At 38.4% G+C, this 24,945-nt stretch carries 19 protein-coding genes and 1 pseudogene; 17 read left to right on the top strand and 3 right to left on the bottom strand.

Annotated features, from left to right (window positions below; genetic code table 11):
• The first annotated feature begins 149 nt into the window (after positions 1-149).
• The 3 genes and pseudogenes from NY10_RS04925 to NY10_RS04915 all read left to right on the top strand — a co-directional run bounded on the left by NY10_RS04925 (position 150) and on the right by NY10_RS04915 (position 2,322).
• Positions 150-698, top strand: coding sequence for a hypothetical protein (locus NY10_RS04925; RefSeq protein WP_058918920.1), 549 nt, complete (start codon positions 150-152; stop codon positions 696-698).
• A gap of 1,039 nt (positions 699-1,737) precedes the next feature.
• Positions 1,738-1,869 (top strand): annotated as a pseudogene (locus NY10_RS12975) (SEC-C metal-binding domain-containing protein); the annotation flags it as partial.
• A 30-nt stretch (positions 1,870-1,899) separates the two neighbouring features.
• On the top strand, positions 1,900-2,322 hold the full coding sequence (locus NY10_RS04915; RefSeq protein ID WP_058918918.1) for a DUF1801 domain-containing protein: 423 nt from the start codon (positions 1,900-1,902) through the stop codon (positions 2,320-2,322).
• 44 nt (positions 2,323-2,366) lie between these two features.
• Here the strand turns inward: NY10_RS04915 and NY10_RS04910 are convergent, their stop codons facing one another.
• Positions 2,367-3,176 carry a Cof-type HAD-IIB family hydrolase gene (locus tag NY10_RS04910; RefSeq protein ID WP_058918917.1) on the bottom strand — a complete coding sequence of 270 codons (810 nt, stop codon included), beginning with the start codon at positions 3,174-3,176 and terminating at the stop codon, positions 2,367-2,369.
• A gap of 140 nt (positions 3,177-3,316) precedes the next feature.
• Positions 3,317-4,663: an MATE family efflux transporter gene (locus NY10_RS04905; RefSeq protein ID WP_058918916.1), complete on the bottom strand. Its 1,347-nt coding sequence runs from the start codon at positions 4,661-4,663 to the stop codon at positions 3,317-3,319.
• Between the two features lie 483 nt (positions 4,664-5,146).
• Here NY10_RS04905 and NY10_RS04900 point away from each other — a divergent pair, with 483 nt between their 5' ends.
• The 8 genes from NY10_RS04900 to NY10_RS04865 all read left to right on the top strand — a co-directional run bounded on the left by NY10_RS04900 (position 5,147) and on the right by NY10_RS04865 (position 14,460).
• Positions 5,147-6,391 carry a mechanosensitive ion channel gene (locus tag NY10_RS04900; RefSeq protein WP_058918915.1) on the top strand — a complete coding sequence of 415 codons (1,245 nt, stop codon included), beginning with the start codon at positions 5,147-5,149 and terminating at the stop codon, positions 6,389-6,391.
• 344 nt (positions 6,392-6,735) lie between these two features.
• On the top strand, positions 6,736-8,223 hold the full coding sequence (locus tag NY10_RS04895) for a DUF1538 domain-containing protein (protein WP_335338712.1): 1,488 nt from the start codon (positions 6,736-6,738) through the stop codon (positions 8,221-8,223).
• Positions 8,213-8,881 (top strand): P-II family nitrogen regulator, encoded by a 669-nt coding sequence (locus NY10_RS04890; protein WP_058918913.1) that lies wholly within the window; start codon positions 8,213-8,215, stop codon positions 8,879-8,881. Before NY10_RS04895 ends, NY10_RS04890 begins: the two co-directional genes overlap by 11 nt.
• Before the next feature lie 214 nt (positions 8,882-9,095).
• Positions 9,096-10,223 (top strand): PfkB family carbohydrate kinase, encoded by a 1,128-nt coding sequence (locus tag NY10_RS04885; RefSeq protein WP_058918912.1) that lies wholly within the window; start codon positions 9,096-9,098, stop codon positions 10,221-10,223.
• A 372-nt stretch (positions 10,224-10,595) separates the two neighbouring features.
• Positions 10,596-11,693, top strand: a complete 1,098-nt coding sequence (locus NY10_RS04880) for a DUF5105 domain-containing protein (RefSeq protein ID WP_058918911.1) — start codon at positions 10,596-10,598, stop codon at positions 11,691-11,693.
• Positions 11,694-11,761: 68 nt separating this feature from the next.
• Entirely contained in the window at positions 11,762-12,883 is a 1,122-nt protein-coding gene (locus NY10_RS04875) for a YvbJ-related protein (RefSeq protein ID WP_197408979.1), read from the top strand.
• Positions 12,884-13,137: 254 nt separating this feature from the next.
• Entirely contained in the window at positions 13,138-13,569 is a 432-nt protein-coding gene (locus tag NY10_RS04870) for a VOC family protein (RefSeq protein WP_058918909.1), read from the top strand.
• A gap of 30 nt (positions 13,570-13,599) precedes the next feature.
• Positions 13,600-14,460, top strand: a complete 861-nt coding sequence (locus NY10_RS04865) for an MBL fold metallo-hydrolase (RefSeq protein ID WP_058918908.1) — start codon at positions 13,600-13,602, stop codon at positions 14,458-14,460.
• Positions 14,461-14,573: 113 nt separating this feature from the next.
• On the opposite strand, the gene NY10_RS04860 is transcribed toward NY10_RS04865, so the two are convergent.
• Entirely contained in the window at positions 14,574-14,789 is a 216-nt protein-coding gene (locus tag NY10_RS04860) for a hypothetical protein (protein ID WP_058918907.1), read from the bottom strand.
• Between the two features lie 141 nt (positions 14,790-14,930).
• Between NY10_RS04860 and NY10_RS04855 the strand changes: the two genes are divergently transcribed.
• From NY10_RS04855 to NY10_RS04830, 6 genes are all read left to right on the top strand, one after another.
• On the top strand, positions 14,931-15,776 hold the full coding sequence (locus tag NY10_RS04855; protein ID WP_058918906.1) for a metallophosphoesterase: 846 nt from the start codon (positions 14,931-14,933) through the stop codon (positions 15,774-15,776).
• A gap of 160 nt (positions 15,777-15,936) precedes the next feature.
• Positions 15,937-16,818, top strand: coding sequence for an aldo/keto reductase (locus NY10_RS04850; protein ID WP_058918905.1), 882 nt, complete (start codon positions 15,937-15,939; stop codon positions 16,816-16,818).
• Positions 16,819-17,576: 758 nt separating this feature from the next.
• Complete coding sequence (locus NY10_RS04845; protein WP_058918904.1) at positions 17,577-19,079, top strand: AcpB/EbpR/MafR family transcriptional regulator; 1,503 nt, start codon at positions 17,577-17,579, stop codon at positions 19,077-19,079.
• A gap of 149 nt (positions 19,080-19,228) precedes the next feature.
• On the top strand, positions 19,229-20,233 hold the full coding sequence (locus NY10_RS04840; RefSeq protein WP_058918903.1) for a Gfo/Idh/MocA family protein: 1,005 nt from the start codon (positions 19,229-19,231) through the stop codon (positions 20,231-20,233).
• 472 nt (positions 20,234-20,705) lie between these two features.
• Positions 20,706-22,016 carry a DEAD/DEAH box helicase gene (locus NY10_RS04835; RefSeq protein WP_058918902.1) on the top strand — a complete coding sequence of 437 codons (1,311 nt, stop codon included), beginning with the start codon at positions 20,706-20,708 and terminating at the stop codon, positions 22,014-22,016.
• 108 nt (positions 22,017-22,124) lie between these two features.
• Complete coding sequence (locus NY10_RS04830) at positions 22,125-24,815, top strand: sigma-54-dependent transcriptional regulator (protein ID WP_058918901.1); 2,691 nt, start codon at positions 22,125-22,127, stop codon at positions 24,813-24,815.
• The last annotated feature ends 130 nt before the right edge of the window (positions 24,816-24,945 follow it).

Raw genomic sequence — 24,945 nt, 5'->3', positions numbered from 1 at the left:
CTTAGGATAGTCTCTTTTTTGATGCGTAAAGAAAAGTGGTGCCCCCAATAATGAACAAAAAATGAGGTTTTTCTTGAGCGATTTTACTCGAATTGCGAAATACGGTATGATAGAGATGACGCATGGGAAAAGAGCAGGAGGAAGGAAAAATGGATCAAACAATAGAAATGCCTATCATTAAAGGAATGCCCAAAGAAAACTTGGTTGATTGCTTACTATCTTATAAAAAAGAGACAATGCTGACCATTGCTGAACAACACGCTATACCGGTAAAAAAAAGCCATACTAAAATTAAATTGGCAGAAACATTAGCTGCCCAACTTCCGGAACAGTTTGTAAAGCATTACCAATCATTGGAAACAGCGGAACGTGATGTGTTATCGGCTTATGCAAACGGCAAGCCTGTCAATGAAACCGCCATTGATTCGGCAGATCAAAAGAAACTAGTGGAATCCGGGTATCTTTTTTTGTTTTTAGATCAAGGACAGTTTCACCCGACAGTGCCTCAAGAATTAGCTGTGAAACTCACAGAAAACGTTTCTGAAATTCCGTTCAGTGACGAAAACCAGGCTAATTGGTTCGCGGCGACGAAAAGAGCTGTTGAAACGATTTATGGACACTGCAGTCCAGACCATTTGCTGACAGCTTGGAACACGCATGCCACTCAGACCATGACTATTAAAACTATCAAAGAATAAGTCAATACCATTCAATAAGAACTACGTGAAAACAGATTTAGCGAGGAGAAATGAAATGAGCGAATCAACTGCACAAGCAATTCAATCAACTGAAACCAGTTTAGTGGAATTGCTGCTATCAAATAAAAAAGATACAATGTTAGAAATTGCTGAAAAAAATGGAGCAGAGGTCAAAAAAAGCCATACAAAAGCGAAGATTGCTGTAGACTTAGCTGAGCAAATGCAACAACATTTTGCTGATTTTTTGGTTTATACAAGCCGAAAAGGAGTAGCTGTACTTAAAAAAGTCGTGGAACAATCAGAAGGCACGCCATTAAGCATCACGACTGATGAAGCTAAAGAATTGGCTGTAGTGGCTGATTACGGGTACTTATATGTCAACAAAACGGAAAAAGAAGGTTTTTATCCTGTTTTGCCAAATGAGATAGCAGCATTATTTAATCAACTAGCTGCTGATAAAAGCTACCAAGATAAACTGGAACACAACCAAAAATTATTCGATATTGTTTTAGCATTAGTCCATTTATATGGGGTTTACGATGTCGATCAGCTGATTGCGGTCTGGAATAGGCACCAATCGGATGTGTTGACCAAGGAAGCGGCGATCGACTATCTTGAAAAAGTTGGAATCCGCCAACCTTATTTTTACTTTAACGGATCTCTAGTGATCGATGGTTATTTTGCAGATGAAAAAGAAGCGTTGACTTTTTACGATAAATTAAATGCTCACAACATCCCTTATTTTGCACCGACAGAAATGGATCTGCAATTGTATGCTGAAAACAAAATTAATCCAGCCTCTCCAAACTATTTAAATATGCGGAACTACATTCACACAAAAGGTTACGATAGTGCGACAGAAGAACGTATTTTAGATGAAATTTCAAAAGGGGCGGTTTTAGGCACACAACCGGACAAATTATACCAAACGCTAGCAGCAGTCGGCCTCAAGTTTATGGTGGAAGATGATGTCATTACATTTGTACAACTATTTAAAGAATTATCAGAACAAACCCGTAAATGGGGTTACCGCGGCTTGTCGCCAGCTGAAGTAGCAGCAATGAAAGAAAAAAACAATACGCGGGAACCTGTTACAGTTAAAAAAATTGGACGTAATGAACCTTGTCCATGTGGCAGCGGGAAAAAATACAAAAAATGTCACGGCAGATAATGGATTGAACAGAAGGGAAGGCCGATCATTATGGTTGAAAACAAGACGAAAGAGAACACGGATAGTGTAACGGAGTTTCTGGAAATGATTGAGGACCCGAAAAAACGCCAAGACGCGTATGCACTAGTAAAACTCTTCTATGAAACAACCGGCTATGAACCGAAAATGTGGGGTACAGCGATTATTGGTTTTGGAAGCTATCACTATAAATATGCTAGCGGACATGAAGGCGATTCTTGCAGAGTAGGTTTGTCTCCGAGGAAATCAGCCATCAGTATTTACCTTTCCCAACCCGATGATGAACACCGAGCTGAATTGTTGGCTCGGCTAGGAAAACATACAATGGGCAAAGGCTGCCTGTACATTAAAAAGCTAAAAGACATTGATTTGCAGGTATTAAAAGAATTGGTGCAAGAAAGCGTTCAGTACACTAAAAAACGTTATGCTAACTAAAAATAGTCTGTGTTCCTCTATATAAGAGAAGCACAGACTATTTTTTATGAATTAAAAATGTGTTTTTCGATAGCGGCAGCTACACCGTTCTGATTGTTTGAAGCGGTTGAGTCACCTGCAATTTTCTTGACTGCTGGAACAGCATTATCCATGGCAACACTAGTTCCTGCATAGGCCAGCATAGAAAGATCGTTCTCTTCATCGCCAATAGCTAAAACATGGCTGGAATCAATTCCTATCCGTTCGCACAAACCATGCAAGGCATTGCCTTTGCTTGCTGTGCTGTTCAATATTTCAAAGAAATTGGGACCGCTTTTGAGAGCATGAAACCGGTGGAAAAACTCTTTAGGCAGCTTTTTGATGCCATTTTCCAATTTAGTTTTTTCAGCACTAAAAATAGCTTTTGCTGGAATAAATTTTTCTGGCATATCGTAGATGTTTCGATACTGCAATGGTGCGTCATTGTAATAAGCTTCCTGAACCGTATATTTTCCTATGTGCTGGTTAGGTGTATAAATCGAATGCTCATCATCGAAATGAACAGAACAAGCAATGTGTTCACCCATTTGATAAAGATAAACTAAATCGTCTTTTGTTAAATTGACACGTGATAACGTGGCGTGTGTCTTGGTATCTTTTACCAGTGCGCCATTGAAACAAATCGCGTAATCGACGTTTCCAACTCCTAAATCATGGATGACCTTTATCAGAGCATCGTAAGAGCGTTCCGTGCACAAAGCAATTTTCAGACCTGCTTTTTTGGCTCGTTTTACCGCATCCTTTACTTCTGGTGAAATTTCTTTTCGATCATTTAATAATGTCCCGTTAACGTCAAGGGCAATCAACTTATACATATTTTTCCCCACCCTCATATATTTTAAAAATAATAACTTTTTACTAACGTACTACCATTCACTAACGTACTAATAATAGTACAGAAAACTAAATTATTCAAATGAACCTTACACATAAAATAGAAGCAGACGAACAGTTTTTAAATCAAAATTTTTGATTTCGGAAATCTTTTTCGAATAAAGAAGAAAGAAACCAAAAAGGCGAGTAAATCTGCAAGCGGAACAGCAGCGTAAATGCCATATAAACCAAAAATAGAAGAAAGAATCAAAATGAGCGGAACTAAGAAAACCAATTGACGAGCTAAGTTTAAAAAGCTGGCCAGTCGAACTTCTCCAATCGCTTGGAAATAGTTGGACCAGACGATCTGCAACCCTACTAATGGGAAAGCTATTGTCCAAATCCGGATAGCTTTTATACCTAGAGCCACAACTTCAGGTTCTTGGTTGAATAGCCTGACAACAAATTCAGGAAAGAGCTGAATCACCAAAAATCCAGTGGTAGTAATGATAAATCCTGCAATACTTGCTAGTTTAAGAGCTTGCTTCACGCGATCGATGCGGTCAGCACCTGTATTGTAACTGACGATCGGCTGCAAACCTTGCGTTAATCCTGAAATCGACATGATGATCAAGGTGACGGCACTTGTTACGATACCAGCAACGGAAATCGCTACATCACCGCCATAAACGACTAGACTAGCATTAATGATGAAGTTTAAAGCACTATTCGCAATTTGCAGCAGAAATGCTGGAATTCCAGTAGTTAAAATTTCACGGACATAGGTAAGCTTCAATTTCATGTTGCCCAGTACGAGACGGACGTTGCTGCGGTTTCCGGTAAAGTAAGCCAACTGCCAGATGACCGATAAAAATTGTCCGCCGATAGTTGCGTAAGCGGCACCTTTCATACCCCAGCCTAGACGGACGATCAGAATGTAGTCAAAAACAATATTAAAGCCAGCTCCAATCAACATACTGATCATCGAAATACGCGGATTTCCATCTGCTCTAGAAAAATTGTTCATGCACATGGCTAAACATTGGAAAACAGCACCATAGAGAATAATGCTCAGGTAATCTGTTGCATAAGGCAACACAGCTTCGCTGGCACCAATATTTCTTAAAATCGGTTCGATAAAAATATTACCTAAAATAGTAAACGACAAGCCCATAATAATAGCTAAAGCGACCCCGTTGCCTAAATAATGCTGCGCTTTTTCAGTTTCTTTTCTTCCTAAACTGATGGAAAAACGTGTAGAGCCTCCGACACCGACCATTAAACCAAAAGCGATCATGACCAAAGTTATCGGATAAGTGATCGAAGCTGCAGCGAGCCCTAGCGAACCTAGGCCAGGCGTGTTCCCAATAAAGATACGGTCCACGATATTGTAAACCGCGTTCACAAACATCCCAATCATCGCTGGTACTGAAAATTCAATTAACAACGTAGAAATTTTTTCTGTTTCAAGCTTATTCTTTCCAACCATACGTATCCTACTTTCTATCCTATATTTGCGCCCAGTTGAAATGAGCCTATTATCTATTACATTAGCCATCTTTCTGCAGCAAGTCAACGATAGGAACCTACTGAAGACGTATTTAGAAGCTCTTTTTTTAAAATAAAAGAATCGATGAGGTTAGTCGTTGAATTTCTGTTGATAACGCAAACTCCTTTTAAGTACCGGAAGAAGTTCAAACTTTTGTCCATGAGGTCCACAAACCTCTTTTAATTACCGGAAAGAGGTTAAAACTCTATACTTAAGGTCCGCAAACCCTTTGAGTACTGTAAGGATTCTTTGAACCACTGAGCTTTTGAGGTGTTTTGTATTCTAAGTGACAAACTACCATTTTATTTCCAAATAAAAACTATTTGCTAAATAAAAGGCTTATCATTTTAAGAAAATATTAAGATAGGCTATACTAGCAAGTGTAAAGAGTTCAAAAAATAAATATATAAGGGGATGTTATTCATGAACGATTTTTCAAATTCAGTCAGTACAGGATTCAATTCATTCATGGGATTCTTACCGACATTGCTAGGCGCCATTGCACTGTTAGTCGTAGCCTGGATCGTAGCTATTTTAGTCCGTAAAGCAGCGCAAAAAGGACTAAAAGCAGTAGGATTTGGCCGTTTGTTAACGAAATGGGGATTAACCAATTCCGATGAACAAGCAGACAGTACGATCGATTCGATCGGGAAAGTACTCTACTATCTAGTATGGTTGATTTTCTTACCGGGAATCTTAGGAATGTTAGGCTTAAATGCAATCGCAACGCCAATCACTAACATGCTTAATTCAGTCTTAGCATTCATTCCAAAACTCTTTGCAGCAGCAGTTATCTTAGCTATTGGGGTTTTTGTTGGACGCTTTGTTAAAAACTTAGTGTACAATTTACTGGTTACCGTCAATATTGACAAATGGATTTCTAAAATGACTAGTTCTAGTTCAGAAGCTGAAGAAGCAGCACCAACACAAAGTGAAAAAATGACGATTGCTAAAGTTTTAGCAAATGTTGTCTATGTTATTATTTTAGTTCCTATCATTACTGTAGCACTTGAAACGCTACAAGTCCGCAGCATTTCTGAACCGATCATTATGGTTTTGAACCAAGTTTTAGCGGCTATCCCTAATATTATTGTTGCAGTTATCTTAGTAGCTGTAGGAGTTGTTTTAGCTAAATTCGTTGGCGACCTGATCACTGGTTTATTGCAAGGAACAGGCATCAACAAATTAAACAAATACCTTAAGAGCGATGGAAAAATGACTATTGATTTAGCTAAGATTCTTGGCCAAATCGTTGAAGTCGTCTTAATTGTTTTCTTCGTAGTCGAAGCATTGAATGTGTTGAACTTAGAAGTTCTCAATACGATTGGTAAAGCAGTTATTGCTTACTTGCCATTAGTGCTTAGCGCACTGATCATTCTAGGTATTGGTTTAATTGGAGGATCTTTACTAGGCAACTTCATTACAAAATCAACTGGCAGCCGGATGTCCGGTGAAATCGTGAAATACATCTTGATTGTGATGGCTGTCTTTATGGGCTTGAACCAATTGCAATTTGCAACAAGCATTGTAAACGTTGCTTTCTTGCTTATCCTTGGTGGTTTATCTGTTGCATTTGCCATTTCCTTTGGTATTGGCGGCCGCGAATTTGCGAAACACCAATTAGCACGTTTAGAAGCTAAAATGGAAAAAGAAGACAAGAAGAAATAAAAAATACATCTGCTCAGTTAGATAGATGTGAACGAATTTGAAAATAGCTGACCTTCATTACTGAGGGTCGGCTATTTTTCTCATGATTTAGCTCCTTTCAGTTAAGAAAAAAAGCACTATAGATTTGTATACCTGTAATATTACACGTTTTTTATTTGTTTGTTCTGTGTTAAACTTGTTTATATATTATAAAAAAAGTAGTAACGCAGCTATGAAATTTTGAAGAATGAAAGAAACTGTATCAGTCAAAAACGTTAGACTCATAAAAGGCTTGGTTTTAATTGTTGTTTATTTTTTCATCAGATGTGATCAAAAAATAGAAAGGGCGTGCCATTTATTTGAACGTGTTGACAGAAAAGTTTAAAGAAGTTTTACTCTCTGTTTTGCCCATTGTTGCAATTGTGTTCGTTTTGCATTTCACCATTGCCCCTATGGAAACCAGTTTATTGCTGAGATTCGTACTGGGAGCTTTATTTATTGTCGTGGGATTGTCTGTTTTTTTATTGGGAACGGACATCGGTATCACGCCGATCGGGTCTCAATTGGGAAAAGGAGTCGCTAAAAGCAATAAAGTTTGGATCGTCATTCTTGCTGGATTAACGCTTGGTTTTTTTATTTCCATAGCAGAACCAGATCTGCATATTCTAGCTAACCAGATTGCTGGTGTGACCGGCGGCATCATCTCAAATACCAGTATTTTGATTTACGTTTCTATTGGGATAGCTGTAATGATGACCATTGGATTATTGAGAATCGTCTACAATATTCCTTTGTACAAGCTTTTGACAGGAATCTATTTCGTTATTTTTATTTTATCGCTTTTTACATCAAATGAATTTTTATCGATGGCTTTTGATGCTTCCGGTGCTACAACCGGCGCATTAACCGTACCCTTTATGCTGGCTTTGGCTTTAGGAGTTGCCTCTTTAAGAAAAGGCGGGAAAGCTTCTGAGAAAGATAGTTTCGGCTTAGTGGCCATTGCTTCATCTGGAGCTATCATCGCAGTGATGTTGATGAATATCTTAGGCAGTCAAGGGGAAATGACCGGAAGTCTGGAAGTTGATTTGGAAGGGTCTACATCGGTTATCCAACCTTTTCTCGCTCATCTTCCAGTCATTTCGCAAGAAATATTTATTGCTTTACTTCCGATCTTGCTTGTTTTTCTAGCGTATAACTTCTTCTTTTTAAAGCTCAGTAAAAAAAGATTAAATAAAGTTTTAAAAGGCGTTTTATATGTCTTTATCGGTTTGGTTCTATTTTTAGTCGGAGTCAATGCCGGTTTTATGGAAGTGGGAAGTGTCGTAGGGTATACGGTCGCTTCATTGGATAATAATTTCTATGTACTCCTCGTTGCATTCGTGTTAGGATTAGTGACGATCTTAGCAGAACCAGCTGTCTATGTTCTGACCCATCAAATTGAAAACGTTACAAATGGATATGTGAAACGAAAAGTCGTTTTAACAGCTTTGTCTATCGGAGTTGGTTTGGCAGTTTTATTATCCATGATACGGATTCTTGTACCGGGTTTACTGTTGTGGCACATGATTTTACCGGGGTATATCCTTGCTATCGGTTTGATGTATGTGGTACCCAAAATGTTTGTCGGGATGGCTTTTGATGCTGGCGGAGTCGCTTCAGGTCCAATGACCGCAACCTTTATCTTAGCTTTTGTCCAAGGGGCAGCTGAAGCCATTGAAGGAGCTGACGTATTGCTGGATGGATTTGGAATGATTGCAATGGTGGCCATGATGCCGATTATTACTTTGCAGCTGTTAGGCTTGATTTTCAAATTAAAATCTGGAAAGGGTGGATTCCAACCAAATGAAGAATAATATTATTGAAGGAATGAATTACGATATCCTTTGTCTTATCGTAAACGATGGCGTAGGGAGCAAGGTATTAAAGATTGCTAAGCAAGACGGCATTTCAGGCGGTACAGTCTTTTATGGTTTTGGGACCATCAACAATAATGCTTTGAAATTGCTAGGATTGGATGATATTCGAAAAGAAATCATCATTTTAGCGGCAAAAAAAGAAGACGCTGAAAAAACATTAGAAGATTTATCCCAAAAATTAAAATTAGAAAAACGGAATCATGGTATTGCCTTTTCGATTCCTATTGCCAATTTATTAGGAAATCGAAACTGTGTTTACAAACAAAATGCGAGCAGCAGAAAGGTTGAAGACATTATGCATCAAGCTATCTTTACGATTGTCGACCATGGTCAAGCAGAGGAAGTTATTGACGCGGCTGTTGCAGCGGGGTCTCAAGGAGGAACCGTTATTACTGGACGCGGTTCTGGCAGTCATGAAACAAGTAAATTGTTTTCAATGGACATTGAGCCGGAAAAAGAAATCGTTTTAATCTTATCAGAAACGCAAACAACCGATGCGATTGTAGCATCGATCAGTAACGCTATGGAAATTGAAAAACCCGGAAACGGTGTATTGTTTACTTTAGATGTCAACAATACAAAAGGATTGTTTTAATCAGAAAGTAAAAGAAACTGGCTCGCCGCATTTTTTGTAGGAGAGTCAGTTTTTTTGTTTATTTTCGCTTTCTGGAAGTGTTAAAATAGTATTAAACTTAGATTGACAGTTTTCTAAGGGAGTTCTATACTGTGCTTAATGATTAAAGACAAATGTTTTTAAAGCAGTTGTTTAGTTAGAAAAACCCGCTGCTTTAGTGAAAGGTCTGAAAAAAATGAATTTAAATGAGAAAGAATCTCTGATTTTAAAACGAATCCTTAAAAATCCTTTTGTAACCCAGCAAGAGTTAGCAGATGAAATAAAGTTATCCCGTTCAGCGACTGCTAATCTTATTTCAGGATTAGTTAGAAAAGAGTATCTGTTAGGAAAAGCGTATATTTTAAATGAAAGCAAGCCCGTTATTTGCATCGGGGCGGCCAATATCGACCGCCGTTATTTGATGGAAGCACCACTGATCGAAGGAACGACAAATGATGTTAAAACACAGTCTACAAATGGAGGCGTTGCCCGCAGCATTGCAGAGAACTTAGGCCGCCTTGAAGTTGAAGCAGCGTTGCTCTCAGTTGTCGGCAATGACCCAGAATGGCAGAAAATCAAAGCAGCTTCAGAACATTTTATGGATGTGTCAGCCGTTGATACATTAGAAGGTGAAGCTACGGGGACATTTTTGGAAGTCGTTAATCCAAATGGAGATATTCTTTTGGGGTTATCTGATATGGAAATTTACCATTGTATGACCCCGGAATGGTTAACAAAGCATCTTACTCTTTTAAAACGAGCTAAGTATTTAGTTGCTGATTTGAATCTGCCAAAAGAAACGCTTGAACTACTGATTGCTCTAAAAATGAAACACCAGATCCCGCTTGTCCTTATTACTGTTTCAGTGCCCAAAATGGTCAATATGCCCGCGTCTTTAGAGGGAGTTGATTTATTAATCGTCAAACACGATGAAACGGAAGCTTTCCTTAACTTAGCTGTTAAAAGCGAAGAAGATGCAGAACAAGCTGCTATTAAGTGGCTTAGCTACGGAGCACATTCGGTTATAGTGACGAAGAATGATGATACGCTGGTGTATGTAGCTGATAATGGGGAAACCATTCGGTATAAAAATCCGCATGATATTACTAATCGCTATAAATGGGGAGCCAATGAAGCTATTTGTGCTGGTCTTATTTACGCTCGCCAACAAGGAAAATCAATTTCTCAAAGCTTAATGGCAGGATTCGCGAACGGTTATCACACAACACAGTCACTTTCTTTGGTACGCTCTAATTTATCCACGTTACAACTGGAAAAAGATATTGAAGAGCTGGCAAAAGTAGAAAAAGAATACCGTGTTTAAATGAATAGAAAAAAAGTCTGCTATATATAACTAGCAGACTTTTTTGTTTTATCTATTAAATATAGATAAATTTAGAACTTTCATATTTTTGTATGTAAACTGGACAAACCAGCATTAAATAGAGGTAAGTTTGCCCCAAAACTGTAAAATCGGAATAAAGCAGCACTAAAACAGGATTAGTTTGTCCAAAAGAATAAAAATATTAGAATGGTTCTGTATAATAACGGAAAATCAACATTGATAATGTGGTGAAATACTTTTAAGAAAGAAGAATAATAATCATCAATGGGTTCTCAATTGCTTTATCTGGACAGCCTATACTATAATGAGGGTTATCTCATATTAAACTACTGAAAGAAGGGGTTCGAAAAAATGAAAAAGTTAAGACTGGCGTTTATGGTATGTAATGTCTTTTTTGTGTTGGCTGCTTGTGGAGGAAAAGCGGCAACATCAGAAAAGGATGAAAAAGCAGGGAAAACTGATGTGGCTTCAATCGTCATCAGTAAAGGAGAATATATTATTCCTGATGATAAAGAAGTAAGCGAAGATGAAGGATACTTAGCGTTAGAAGTTACCATTAAGAACGAGAGTAAAAAATCATTGAACGTCAGCAGTGGAGACATTAGTTTATACGATGAAAACGACAGCAAAGTAGAACCGGCTTCTGTTTATTCTGAGGATGAATCTTTCAAATTGTTGGGGCATGATAATTTGTCAGCTGATAAAAGCAAAACCGGTTACCTCGTATTTAAAGTAGACCAAGACAGCCAATATGAACTGCATTTTGAACCGCAGTATTATGATGTTGAAAACATGGATAAAGAAATTAAAGATGTTGTATTGAAAATCGATACAGCAGAATACAAAGATACAACTGAAGAACCATCTGCTGCATTAACGGCGTTTATAGATGAAGTATTCCTTGCTAAAGAAAATGAAAAATACGATACAGTAGTCGCAAACAATAAAGAAGCAACAGCTGAATCTTTTGATGAAGAATTTACAAAAGCGTTAAGCAACTTTTTTTCAGACTATGAACCGACAAACGAAGAGTTGCATCAGCTTGTAGAATCTTTTAAAACGAGCAATGGAAAAGTAGCAGAAGTAGATCAAAAATTGCTTTCTGTCTATCCGAATTCAGCAACCATTCAAGTCAAACCGAAAGCTTTGTCATTTGACAATATGGATGATGAAGTAGAAAGTTTGATGGACAAATACATAGAGGAGAATAAAGACAAAGAATATTCTGATTACCAAGCTGTGTATGTGGATGCAGAAAAATATTTGCTTGAAAACTTGCCAGAAGTTTTTAGCGTAGCCAGTCCTACCGAGTTAGATACCTACGGAGATGGATATCGCATCCAATTAAAGAAAATAGATGACAAATGGGAAATCGATACCGTTAAGTCATCAAGCAATAATTACTATGAATACCTTGAAGAAGCTTTTAGAGGCGGTTTATACAAATAATCATTATTCAGCAAAAAAACTTGTTTTCTTAATTGAAGATAGGTTTTTTTACTGAAGTGAAGAGGTGCATGATGAAAAAAAGAATAGTCGTATTAAGCACAGCTAGTCTCTTGCTGTTGGTCTTTTTTATGACAATACATAATTATTATAGCAAGGAAAGTACCATTGATCGTTTTTTTGAAGCGATTGAAAATGAAGATAGTAAAACGCTGCATGGATTGATTCAATCTGATACAGATAAACTAAAAGTAACTGAAGATAGTGTTGAACCTTTTTTACGGTATTTTCACAAACACAATGATCAACGAAATAAATTAAAAGAGCAATTATTAGCGGATAGCAAAGAAAACAGGAAAACAAAAGATGATTTGATCGTGATGGAACCTAGCAATAAAAAATGGGTCTTCTTTACAACTTATCAATTTGAAGTGAAATCACATTATATTACATTAGAAACAGACGGAAAACTTCAAGATGCCGTGATTACAGCAGGCAAAAAAAAACTGGCAGCTAACGAAAACGGTGAGTATGGTCCTTTAGTAATCGGAGAGCATCCATTAACAATTGCGTTCGAAGATCCATTTGGCAATACCATTGAAGTAGAAAAAATGCTTGATCTGATTAAGGGTACTGAAACTGTTGCTATTGATCAGCTGGAAGAAACTTTAAAAAATAAAACGTTTCAAGATAAAGTAGCAGCAGGAGCGGCGCACTATTATCAAACGTATGGCGAAGCTTTGACCAATAATTTAGATGTAGAAAAGATTCAAAACAGTACGAGCGAACACAAAAAAGAATTAGCCTATTTATTTGAATATGTAAAAACAATTACGAAGAATTACGATTATACTTTTTATGGGCTAGTGCTGAACGCAGCTTCATTGAATCTGACCAATACCAATGAAGGCTGGAAAATCATCGTTGACGGTGTCGTTGATCAAGAGAGTTCGATTCAATTATCGGATGCAGATTATTTTGCGTTGCAGCCGGCTGAGAAAAGTTCTGATTCAGTTATATTGACATTAATGTATGATGATCAGAAGAAAAGCTGGTTAGTAGAAAAAGAAAATTATGAAACATATGAAAAAGATGCCGCTAAATGGACAAATAAAATTGAAAAAGTGATTGAAACTCCAACGACTTACAAGTGGAGAAAAGGCGATATTGATTCTGTGGGTATACCCATTTAGTGGAATGTATCCATAATCAGTCTTTATCTCTAACAAGAGAGCAAGACGAGTTCAGTACTGAATAAAAAAATATACAAGACGCCTCCCGATAAACGACAAAAAATAAATCAGCTCTCATTTATCAATTGAATGGAGGTGGTTTATTTTTTGTTTAGGAATAAGTATACGGCGACAAAAAAGTTAAATCTTTGACCGCATTTTAGAAAAGAATTATAGTGACAGTGAACTAAGAAAACTTGAAAGGGGAAGATAAAATGATGCCTGCAAGAGTTTCGCTCGTCACGATCGTCACACAGGACTTGCCTAAATTAAGACTGTTTTACCAAGGTTTGGGATGGGAAGAATCAAAAATAAGTTCAGATACGTATGCTGTCTTTAAAACAGCTGGTGTTATCCTGACACTTTTTCCAGTAGCAAAAATGGCTGCAGAAATGCAAGTTGAATTGGTTTCAGATGACCATTACTCTGCTGGAGTTACATTGGCGGTGAATGTTTACCAGAAAGAAGAGGTAGATAAAGCGATTAAAATTGTCCGTAATGCTGGCGGAACTATTTTAAGAGAACCAAGTGATGCTTTTTGGGGCGGCAGAACAGCTTATTTTGCTGATCCGGAAAAGAACTTATGGGAAGTGGCTTGGAATCCTGCAGCCGTTTTTGACGAACGAGGTGCGATGTTGGAATTTTAATTAAACTTAAGAGTTGAGAGGAGTTTTAAGATGGAAACCGGTATGCATTATGGAAAAGATTACAAAACGATTCCGGCAACATCCGTGAAAAGCGGAGAGGGCGTAGAGGTGGTTCCAGATGTCTACTGTTATACCGTTCAAATCGTGAATCTTTGTTTTATTGGCGATTCAGCAACGAATGAATTTGTTATAGTGGATACTGGGACACCCAACCGATCTAAAGAAATTATTGCAGCCGCAGAGGAACGGTTTGGTCCGGATTGTCGTCCAAAAGCGATTATTTTGACTCATGGTCACTTTGATCATGTTGGGTCAGTCATTGAGCTGATCAATCACTGGCACATTCCCGCATATGCTCATCCTCTGGAAATGCCTTATTTGACCGGTCAAAAAAATTACCCGGAGCCGGATTACACAGTTGAAGGCGGCTTGGTCGCTAAGATGTCTCCTATCTTTCCAATAGATGCCATCGACTTAGACGGGCATGTTAAGCTGTTACCGGAAGATGGAAGCGTTCCGTACCTTTCTGCATTCAAATGGATCCATGTACCCGGACACGCTCCTGGCCAAGTGGCGTTGTTTAGAGAAGAAGACCGGCTGTTGTTGGCCGCAGATGCTTTTGTAACCGTCAAACAGGAAGATTTGTACAAAGTAATCACTCAGAAACAAGAAATCAGCGGTCCGCCAAGGTACTTGACGACCGATTGGAAAGCTGCCAAAAACTCTGTTATCAAGCTGGCAGAGCTGAAACCCAACATCGCTATTACAGGCCACGGGAAACCAATGACGGGGGACCAATTATCTGAAAGTTTAGACCGGCTTGTCCGAGATTTTGATGAGATCGCTGTACCAAAACATGGAAGATACGTATCTGAAAGAAATGAAACGTAAAAGAAAAGAGTGTTTTGTTAAAAAGCAGCAGGCTGTATAAAAAGAACCTTCACACAAAAAAAGTGCGAAGGTTCTTTGGATTGGTATAGAAAAGCATTCCTTTTTCTTGAAGCCTATTCTTCTTCAGTGGTCTCTTCTTTTTTTAGTTTTTTTAATTTTTCAGGGTCTTTAAATGGCTTGAAATCTTCCGGATGAGCATCTTCTTTTGGTTCTTTATCCAACTGTTCTTCTGGTAATTCATCTAGCTTTTCGTCTTCTTTAAAGGCTTTTAATGCTGCTGCTTCGATTAAACTCTTTTCTTTGCCGCTTCCTGCTCCTTGGTTATCCATAGTATAAGCACCTCACTTTTTCTTTTAGTATAACATGATTTGAATTAAAACGCTTTCTTGAAGAAACTATGGTAAAATAAAAGAAAGCTATTCATCAAAATTCAAGGAACAACGAATGAATGAGTATTTGGAGGAATTTTTATGTCAGGATGGAGTATTTTGGGAACAATCATTGGGTTGCTCCTTGCACTAGTTATTTATCTTATAGTTCAAAACAAATGGATGCAAGTGAAACATTTTCGGATCAAATTGCCGTATTCAGGGAAAAGTTTGACCGGCAAAAAAATTGTGCACTTATCTGATTTGCATATACCGAGACACGGAGTATCATTGACTCGGTTAGTGAAAAAAGTAGCGGCAGAAAAACCGGACTTAATTGTGCTGACCGGTGATTTGATAGATGTACGGTATGGTTTGCCTAAAGTTGAGTTGCGCTCTCTTGCGCAATCATTAGTAGCGATCGCTCCCGTTTATGCGGTTACTGGAAACCACGATTTTGGAAGCGGCCGGTTACAAGAATGGGAAGATATTCTGACGTCATCTGGCGTTCGGGTATTGATCGACGAAGCCGAATGGATCGAATTCGATCATGATGGCTTCGTTTTGATGGGATTATCTGAAAAAGAAAATTTTGAGACAGCTCCCAAACCGATTCTTAGAGGAGTCACGCTGACGGAAGGAATGCAAATGAAACCAAAAATTTTATTAGCGCATCATCCTGAATTTTTTGAAGAGTATTTAATGGATTTAACGCGTGCTCCAGATTTGATTTTGAGCGGCCATGCCCATGGCGGACAATTTCGCTTGCCGTTTATTGGCGGACTTTTTTCGCCCGGACAAGGAAAATTTCCTGTGTATACGGATGGCGTTTACTTTGATCCCGAATTGCCAAGCAAACGAATGATCGTCAGTCGCGGCATCGGCAATTCCACGTTTCCTTTCCGTTTCAATAATCGACCGGAAATCGTAGTGGTTACATTGATCTAACAGTTTCATTTAGTTAAAAAAATCTTAGCAGAAGCACATCAGACCTCATAAGGGTTTGATGTTTTTTTTGTTATAAAACGATTATGTGTAAGTGTTTTCTTTTGAGTTTTGCAAAGGTCTTCGTTAAACTAAAGTTAACACAACTAGGAGCGTGATAACTATGGTAGAAAGTTTATTAGACAGAATGCCGTTAAACAATGGATACACCATACCAGGTCTTGGTTTAGGAACGAGTGGAATGACCGGACGAGAAGCCGAAGATGCGGTTTTTTCAGCCATTATGAAAGGGTATCGCTTAATTGACACCGCTTCTCATTACGACAACGAAGAAGATGTCGGAAGAGGAATCAACCGTGCAGTCAGTTCTGGTATCCCGCGAGACGAAATATTTGTTATCACCAAGGTTTGGAAAACGGACATGGGTCTGGAGCAAGCAACAGCCTCTTTCGAAGCGAGCTTAGAACGTTTAAATCTTGCTTATGTAGACTTGTTCTTGATTCACTGGCCTGATAAAGACGATGAAGTAAACTTAGCTACATGGCGTGCTTTAGAAGAAATTTATGAGTCCGGACGTGCACAAGCGATCGGTGTTTCCAACTTTAAACGCGGCGACTTGATTCCGCTGTTAAAAGAAGCTAAGGTCAGACCAGCAGTAAACCAATACGAAATTTACCCTGGCCATAGTGAACAAGATACCAATGACTATTGTGATAGTGAAAATATTGTATCAATAGGGTACAGTCCCATTAAAAGAGGGAAAATCAGTAAAGAAAATAAACTGATGACTTTAGCTAAAAAACACAATAAAACGCCTGAACAAATTGCTTTGCGATGGAGTATTCAACGCGCGGTCATTCCGATTCCTAAATCAAGCGACAAAGAACACATCGCACAAAATGCTGATGTTTTTGATTTTTTCTTATCGGATGAAGACATGAATTTATTGAACAATTTGGATGCAAACCCGAAAGAAAAAAATCGTTTAAGAGACAACATGCCAGGAACGATCGAACATAGAAATAAAGGCCACCGAAAATCTTAATGAACTGTTTGACCAACTGACATTTTTCAGTTGGTCTTTTTTTGGGGTAAAAGCGAGAAGGCAGAGATAAAAGTACGTATATTATTTAAATTTCAACATTTGGCTATCCATATGCAATTGTTGAAATGAAAAATTGATGAGAAAGTGGTATTCTCTTATTAATAACAAGCGAGGAGTGATGCCATGCAAAACATGCAACAAAGTTTATACTTGAACCACTGCTTATTTTTGGGTGCTCGGTACTATTTGTCGTCATTAAGCAATTTCTTGGCTTCTGATAAGCAGCTTGTAGCAAGGTATCGCTAATAGGAACAGGGGATAAAAAAGGTTTTCGAATAAACTTTAGAACTTAAATCAAAATGTAAGGCGTACATGTAAGGACAGCGAACTCTCCGTAACAATCAGATTCGCAGAACACCGCTTAGTTTGGCAAGTTTCTATTTCTGCTGCTGATTGCTAGTTGTCTTTCGGTACTTAAATAAACTATAAGGAAACAAAAACCACGTTGTACCTTCCTTCTCATCTAGGTTATTGATCGCCAAACTAACAATAGATGAATAAGCTATTCCTCGCATCAAAAAAAACTCAATACTATAGGCCCTCTACAAGCCGACTGGACACTCCCATGCCAGCGGCTTTTTTGTGAGGTATAAAAAAAGATGTGTAAGCGTTTTATATAACGTAGCGTTTTTTATCAGTAATGGTATACTAAGAGAAAGGTAGTTGATTGAACGAAGAGCAGGAGAGGGAGAGAACTCATGATAAATAACTTATTGGATACTTCCAGTGCTAGAAGGCTGCAGTTATTAGAAGTATTAGTGGCTGAGGATGAATGGTGGACGATCGAAGAGCTTTCTTATAAACTGAGGTGTTCTGTCGGAACGATCAGAGCTGATATTCAATACTACAACAGTCTATTAAGTGGCGATGCATTTATCGAAACGTCTAAACAACATGGAATCAAACTTACCACGGTAGATTCGTTTCAAATGGAAAGTGTTTACCGCAAAGTAATGGAAGGATGTCTAAATTTTCAAATCATCGATAAGCTATTTGAACTGGACATTCCCAGTATAGAAGATCTTGCGGAATTGCTGTATACAAGTGCTTCTTCGATCATTAGAAGTTTAAAACAAATCAACGTTTTTTTAGGAGCATATGATCTCGCAATTCAGTCTAAACCTGTGAAAATCATAGGGACTGAAAAACAAATTCGATATTTTTTTAGTATTTTTCTTTGGGATTATTATTCTGCTTCTTTTGATGAATTTCATCACCACTTGTTAGATACCGCCCAAACTTACATCGAGTTACTGCCCAAAAATGTCAATACTCCTAATTTCTCCGAAATTGCTCAAGGTAAAGTCGCTTTATGGCTCGTTATCTGTTTAGAAAGAATTGAGCAAGGTTACTTTATAGACCATGAATACGAGATATTTCCTTTTAAAGTATCAAAAAAAGAACCGTTATTTGATTTGTTGCAAAAAGACCTTTCTTTTACTATTCCTTTGGAAGACCAAAACTTTATGACCTATCTTTATCAGAATAAAGATGGTCCGCTAGACAAAACTTATCTAGCTGAAAATTCAAGAGTAGTTGGTCTATTCCAGGAAATCTTAGCTTTTATTGAAGCACTCAAAAAACAAACAGGTTATACTTTAGAAAATCAGTCTTGTTTTATTACCAATTTGATCCGCCATTATTTTTATAGAAGTTTATTTAAAGGACCAGGACATATTTTAATTGATCGAGTTGAAAGAAACGGTAAAGCCTTAGAAAGAAATTTTGATAAATTTACAAAAGCAGTCCGAGAAACTTTAGCAGCTAGCCCATCTAACAACTGGGTGGAAAAAATGCGTGAAAATGAAAACGACTTAATCTTTACGCTGATCACTTTTTGGACAGGATTGACGCAGCAAGTTGCACAAGAAAAAGAAAAAGTCCAAGTCGTTGTGGTTTCTCAATACGGTTTGCAGCACGAATTGTTTTTGGCCGATATGCTGAGAATCCGCTTTTCTTTAGAATTAAAGTGCTATACCCTTTCAGAACAAAAACATTTAGGCGAAAATATTCAACTTATGCTGACAGATTGTCAAATTGAATTGATGAAACAATGGGTGGATCCTGCGGTAAAAGTTTTAAGCATCGAATCTATTCCTAGTAACCGAAATTGGAAAAAAATTCGACAAGTGATCAACGAAATCCAACTAAATGGGTTTCAAATCGCTCAATCACCAAATTTATCCTTAAAGAACAACTAATTTTTCAAAATAAAGACACTTTCTTTTCAGGCTTGCAAAAGTTTGTTATGATAGAGATGAAAAAAGCGGTTTCTATCTTTTGTAAACAGAGGATAAGAGCGGCAGTTTTTAAAAACCTATAGATGATGAATCTAGGCGGAGGGATTAGTATGGTATTACGTTTAGGAATTATTGGAACAAACTGGATTACCAATCAATTTGTGGATGCAGCAGTTGAAACAGGTGAGTATGAAATGGTAGGAGTCTATTCACGAACAGTGGATAAAGCTAAGTCATTTGGAGAACCATATGGCGCGACTGTTTTTGAAACAGATTTGGAAACCTACGCTCAACATCCTGAATTAGATGTGATCTACGTAGCTTCACCGAATAGCCTACACTTTGAACAAGCATTGACCTTAATGAAAGCCGGCAAACACGTCATTGTTGAAAAGCCAATGTTTTCGAATCCGAAAGAATGGGAAACAGCAGTGAAAATCGCTAAAGACAACAATGTGTTTTTATTTGAAGCTGCCCGTCATATTCATGAAGAAAACTTTAATATTGTAAAAGAAGAAATAAAAAATATTGAAAACTTACAAGGCGCTAACTTTACGTATATGAAATATTCTTCGCGTTACAGCCAAGTATTAGCAGGCCACGAGCCGAACATCTTCTCTTTGAAGTTTTCTGGCGGAGCATTATCAGATTTAGGCGTTTACCCTATTTACGCCGCGCTTTCATGGTTTGGCGTACCAAAATCAAGCCACTACTTCTGCACGAAAATTGCTACCGGAGTGGACGGCAAAGGAACGGTTATCTTGCGTTACGATACCTTCGATGTGACGATCAATACAGGGAAAATCGCTAATTCGTATTTGCCTTCTGAAATCTATGGGTTAAACAAAACCCTTTCCATGGACAGCGTCAGCGGAATAACGACCGTTGAAATCATTGACCGCAAAACAGATCTAAAAGAAAACATTGCTCAAACCAGTGTTGCTAATCCAATGATCGAAGAAGTTCTAGCTTTTGCTCATGTATTGAATCATCCAACAGATGAAGAGGCATTAAAAAATTATCAAGAATGGCAAGAACTAAGCGGACAAGTGAACCAAATTTTAATGGATTTACGTAAAGATGCCGATATTGTATTTGAAGCCGACAATCGTTAAAGATTCGCTAAAAAAAAAGTAAGGCAAAAATGACGAAATCATTTTTGCCTTACTTTTTTGTTTGGAACAGCTTTTTTGGGTCGATAGTGGACGGGTTACAGTGTTAGTGTTAAATAGAGCCTACCTATCTAACAACTAAGCCGAGAAACACTTACTGATTAGCCATTAAAATGAATTTGCGTGACCAAGTTAGTTGTTGGTTGTTCGGAAAATTTTCGAAACCGAAAATTTCACTGCCTATAGTTGAATAGAAAAAATGAGAGGAACTGGATATAGTATTTAGTAGGATAGGAAAAATAACCCTTACTATAAGGATTAGGAATAAAAAGGAATCCTCTCTTCTTATTCCCTTTACTGAAAATAGTTTAACGCTAACAACTTTTTCAAGAACCTTTTGATTTAAGTCTTTTTTTGGTATGATAGTCAATGACGAGATGATTATTAGAGGCACGAAGAAACGAGGAACGCATAAATGAATGACAAAATAGCACCTGCATTACAACAGTATTGGAAAGAATTGGACTATACGACACCATCTGCCATTCAAAATAAAGTATATGAACCTATGAAAGCTGGAAAAGACGTCGTTGGGATTTCACCAACTGGAACAGGGAAAACAGTAGCCTATACGCTGCCAGCTTTAGAACAAGTGGAGCCAAAAGGCGGCGTACAAGTTCTCATTTTAGCTCCTTCACAAGAATTAGCTGTGCAAGTTGCAGCCGTTGTTCAAGAATGGAGCAAACAACTGGGTCTATCTGTCCAAACATTGATTGGCGGAGCGAATAAAGTTCGCCAAATTGAAAAGTTAAAAGAAAAACCGGAAGTAATCGTTGGTACACCTGGTCGGATTCTTGAAATTGCAGAAACAAAAAAATTGAAACTGCATCAAGTCAAGACGGTTATTCTAGATGAAGCGGATCAATTGCTGCAACAAGATCAATTGAGTACTGTCCGCAATGTAATTGGGAAATTGCCGGGTGATCGCCAAATGGCTTTCTTTTCAGCAACCAGCAATGAGTTGATGGAAGACTTGCCTAAATGGTTCAATGTTGACCCAGAGTGGATCGATGCTACTGAAGAAGACGAATCTAAAGGCGAAGTGCTGCATGCATATATTGAAACACCGACCCGTAAACGGGTAGAGATTTTACGCCGCTTAACACATATGGAAGGATTCAGTGGGCTGGTATTCGTAAACAACGTAGCTAATTTAACCTTGGCTTTTGAAAAATTACAATACGAAGGAATCTCGGTCACTGTTTTGCATTCTGAAAAATACAAAACAGAACGTCAGCATGCGCTGCAGCAGTTTCGTGACGGCAAAGTTAAATTATTGTTGACGACAGATGTCGCTTCACGTGGTTTAGACATTCGCGGGTTGCCTTACGTTATTCAATACGATTTGCCGTTAAATAAAGAAAGTTACATTCACCGTTCTGGACGTACTGCGCGTATGGGACAGTCTGGAACTGTTTTGACCTTAGTGAATGGCCGTGAATTGCGAGAATTCAAAAAAATCATTTCGCCGTTGGAACTGCCGTTAACGCCATTGTATCTTTATGGTGGAGAACTGGTTTTGGAACGTCCGGAAAGCGAAGAAACAGAAGGTACTAGCCCTGATAGTAAAGCAAAAACAAAAACGAAACCGAAAACAAAGGAAAAGTCAAAAACAGAGCCGCTGAAAAAACCAGCAGCCGAATCAGCTGAACCTATTAAGAAAAAGAAAAAAGGGCGTAAAAAAATAGATAAAAATAAAGGCGCTCGTAAAAAGAACAAGCTATAAACAATAAAACTTACAGATGCTTCATAACTAAACAGCAATAAAAATGGCGGATTTTTTCCGCTATTTTTGAATAAATGAAAGTATCCGTTTTCAACAAGGAGGAGTAGGATGCTGTCTCGTAAAAAAGATATTTTAACGTATATAGAAAACCATTCAGAAAAACTATCGGCTCAAGATATAGCAGATGCACTAGAATTGGATCGTGCAAATGTCAGCCGCTATTTAAACGAATTGTATAAAGAAGACCAAATTGAAAAAATAAAAGGACGTCCGGTGTTGTATCGAAGCAAAGCACACAAACATCCTTTACCGCTTGAAGGAAAAAACGGCAAAGCTTTTGGACAGTTGATTGGACACGATGCCTCTTTAAAAGTCATGATCCAACAAGCCAAAGCTGCCGTATTATACCCGCCGCGAGGGCTGCACACCATTATTTTTGGAAAAACTGGGACTGGGAAATCCTTATTTGCTGAGTGCATGTATCAATTTGCCTTGGAATCGCAAGCTTTATCAGCTGATGCGCCTTTTGTATCGTTTAACTGTGCAGATTATGCTCAAAACCCGCAATTGTTATTTGGTCATATTTTTGGAGTCAAAAAAGGATCATATACAGGAGCAACGGAAGATCGGGCTGGATTGATTCATCAAGCAGACGGAGGAATATTGTTTCTTGATGAAATCCATCGTCTGCCGCCGGAAGGGCAAGAAATGTTGTTTACGTTTATCGATAAAGGCGTTTACCGGCCTTTAGGCGAAAGCAATGAAACCCATACCGCTAGTGTTCAAATCATAGGAGCGACGACTGAAAGTTCTGAAGTTTTATTGGCAACGTTTAACCGTCGGATTCCGATGACCATCACTTTGCCGCCTTTATCCGAGCGAACGATTGAAGAACGCTACGAGTTGGTGGAAACGTTCTTGCACCAAGAGGCGCAACGCTTGAATCAAAAAATCGTAGCCGAACGCGAAGTGCTGCTAGCTTTCATGCTGTATCCGGCAGAAGCCAATATTGGGCAAGTCCAACGTGATTTGAAACTGGTTTGCGCGAAAGCTTTTTTACATTACCGCACACATGAAACCGATCATTTAAGCATTACTCAACAAGATTTGCCGCTAGTCGTTCAAAAAGGGCTGTTGTTAGTCAAGGAAGCACCCGAACGTTTGGAACGATTAGTTGATCGGCATAAAAGCCATTTTACTTATGTCCCAACCAGCCAAAAAACGTCAATTAATCAAGATCCGGTCTCAGATATGAGTGTTTACAATGCGATTGAAGAACGAGTGGACGAAGCCTTAGAAAAAGGAATGTTGGAAGACGTTGACTTAGAAGGCTTTATCCAAAACAATATGACACAATACTTCAGTGAATACGTGGAGCAATTATCATTATCGGATATTCACCAAGAGTTGATTCCAGCTGACATCCGCACTTTGACCGATATTTTATACGATTTTGCAGCAGAGCGGTTGGAGCGAACCTACCATACCAAATCACGATTCGCCTTTGCATTGCATTTGCAAAGTACGTTTGAACGCATCAAAGAAGGACGTCCGATCGTTCATCCAGATTTAAATGGGGTTCGTAAAAACTATTCTAAAGAATTTCAAGTTGCTATTGATTTATCCGCTATTATTGAAGAACGCCTGGCAATTGAGATTCCTTTTGACGAAATCGGCTTTATTACCATGTTTTTGACATTGGATGTCGAAGAACCGACGCAGCCCCTTACTCAACAAGTTGGTGTGATGGTCTTGATGCATGGCAGATCAACAGCCAGCAGTATGTTGGAAACGGTGCAAGAGTTGCTGGATACAACAGTGGGCGTAGCTTTGAACATGCCGTTAACCATGAAAGTCAATGAGATGTATGAAAGAGTACGCCAAACCATTGCGGTTGATCAAGAAAGCTATGAACAAGGACTGCTGGTTTTGACCGATATGGGGTCTTTGAACGCCTTTGGAGATATGCTTGCTGAAGAACTAGGTCTAACCGTTCGGACGCTCTCAATGGTCAGTACGCCGGTTGTGTTGGAAGCCGTTCGAATGGCCAGCGTCGGAAGATCGCTAGAAGACATTTATCAAAGCTGCCAAATGACGATTGGAAACAGCGCTCCTAAAAGTTCGCCTATAGTTCCCGATAAACCTCAAGCGATCGTAGTCGCTTGTTTTACCGGAGAAGGGGTCGCCAAAAAATTAGAAAAACGATTAGCTTCTGTTATCGATTCAGAGACCGCAGAAATTATTCCGCTGCAATTTTTACAGGCCGAAGATTTTAAAAAGCGCATCGATCAATTGAGCAAACAGTACAGCATTAAAGCCATTATCGGAACGGTGCCCATAGAGCATCAAAACATTCCTTACTTTTCAGCTTATGATGCCTTTGATGATGAGAAAATGGATTTGATCAAAAAACATTTAGAAGAAGAAATCCCTATTGAACAAATAAGCCAATCGTTAACAGGTACGTTAAAACAAGTGGGTTCGGTGAAAGACTTGATTTTGCGTCTGCAAAAGATACTCCAACAATTGGAAATTGAATTGAGCGTGGGAATACCTGCTGGTGTGAAAACCGGAATGGTGTTGCATCTGGCTTTTTTATGCGAAAGCTTAAAAACAAATGCGTATTCGCGTTCGTTTCCTAATTCAGAAGCTTATGAAAAACAACACCGGTTGGAATTGAATGCCGTTGAAACCGTGCTGATGCCGTTAGAAAAGCACTATAACATAAGCATTCCTAAAGACGAACTGGCTTATATTGTCCAAATGATCGTAGAAAATCAGCTAAAACTAAAATCTTGAATTTAAAAGCAGCTGCCCTTAAAAGCAGTTGCTTTTTTAGTTGTTTTACACAGATAAACGTAGTGTGTAACTTTTTAAGTTAGTGTGTAAATCATTTGGACAGATAGAAAGCGTTAACAGACAACGTTTT

It is taken from the genome of Carnobacterium sp. CP1 (assembly GCF_001483965.1).
Taxonomy (GTDB): domain Bacteria; phylum Bacillota; class Bacilli; order Lactobacillales; family Carnobacteriaceae; genus Carnobacterium_A; species Carnobacterium_A antarcticum.
Note: the sequence above shows the minus strand (reverse complement) of the source record. Positions and strands in the feature narration are given on the sequence as shown.

What these genes read in the sequence shown, in the direction of transcription:
- NY10_RS04925 (WP_058918920.1), top strand. Translation starts at nt 150, where the DNA reads ATGGATCAAACAATAGAAATGCCTATCATTAAAGGAATGCCCAAAGAA.
- NY10_RS04915 (WP_058918918.1), top strand. Translation starts at nt 1,900, where the DNA reads ATGGTTGAAAACAAGACGAAAGAGAACACGGATAGTGTAACGGAGTTT.
- NY10_RS04910 (WP_058918917.1), bottom strand. Translation starts at nt 3,176, where the DNA reads ATGTATAAGTTGATTGCCCTTGACGTTAACGGGACATTATTAAATGAT.
- NY10_RS04905 (WP_058918916.1), bottom strand. Translation starts at nt 4,663, where the DNA reads ATGGTTGGAAAGAATAAGCTTGAAACAGAAAAAATTTCTACGTTGTTA.
- NY10_RS04900 (WP_058918915.1), top strand. Translation starts at nt 5,147, where the DNA reads ATGAACGATTTTTCAAATTCAGTCAGTACAGGATTCAATTCATTCATG.
- NY10_RS04890 (WP_058918913.1), top strand. Translation starts at nt 8,213, where the DNA reads ATGAAGAATAATATTATTGAAGGAATGAATTACGATATCCTTTGTCTT.
- NY10_RS04885 (WP_058918912.1), top strand. Translation starts at nt 9,096, where the DNA reads ATGAATTTAAATGAGAAAGAATCTCTGATTTTAAAACGAATCCTTAAA.
- NY10_RS04880 (WP_058918911.1), top strand. Translation starts at nt 10,596, where the DNA reads ATGAAAAAGTTAAGACTGGCGTTTATGGTATGTAATGTCTTTTTTGTG.
- NY10_RS04875 (WP_197408979.1), top strand. Translation starts at nt 11,762, where the DNA reads ATGATGAAAAAAAGAATAGTCGTATTAAGCACAGCTAGTCTCTTGCTG.
- NY10_RS04870 (WP_058918909.1), top strand. Translation starts at nt 13,138, where the DNA reads ATGATGCCTGCAAGAGTTTCGCTCGTCACGATCGTCACACAGGACTTG.
- NY10_RS04865 (WP_058918908.1), top strand. Translation starts at nt 13,600, where the DNA reads ATGGAAACCGGTATGCATTATGGAAAAGATTACAAAACGATTCCGGCA.
- NY10_RS04860 (WP_058918907.1), bottom strand. Translation starts at nt 14,789, where the DNA reads ATGGATAACCAAGGAGCAGGAAGCGGCAAAGAAAAGAGTTTAATCGAA.
- NY10_RS04855 (WP_058918906.1), top strand. Translation starts at nt 14,931, where the DNA reads ATGTCAGGATGGAGTATTTTGGGAACAATCATTGGGTTGCTCCTTGCA.
- NY10_RS04850 (WP_058918905.1), top strand. Translation starts at nt 15,937, where the DNA reads ATGGTAGAAAGTTTATTAGACAGAATGCCGTTAAACAATGGATACACC.
- NY10_RS04845 (WP_058918904.1), top strand. Translation starts at nt 17,577, where the DNA reads ATGATAAATAACTTATTGGATACTTCCAGTGCTAGAAGGCTGCAGTTA.
- NY10_RS04840 (WP_058918903.1), top strand. Translation starts at nt 19,229, where the DNA reads ATGGTATTACGTTTAGGAATTATTGGAACAAACTGGATTACCAATCAA.
- NY10_RS04835 (WP_058918902.1), top strand. Translation starts at nt 20,706, where the DNA reads ATGAATGACAAAATAGCACCTGCATTACAACAGTATTGGAAAGAATTG.
- NY10_RS04830 (WP_058918901.1), top strand. Translation starts at nt 22,125, where the DNA reads ATGCTGTCTCGTAAAAAAGATATTTTAACGTATATAGAAAACCATTCA.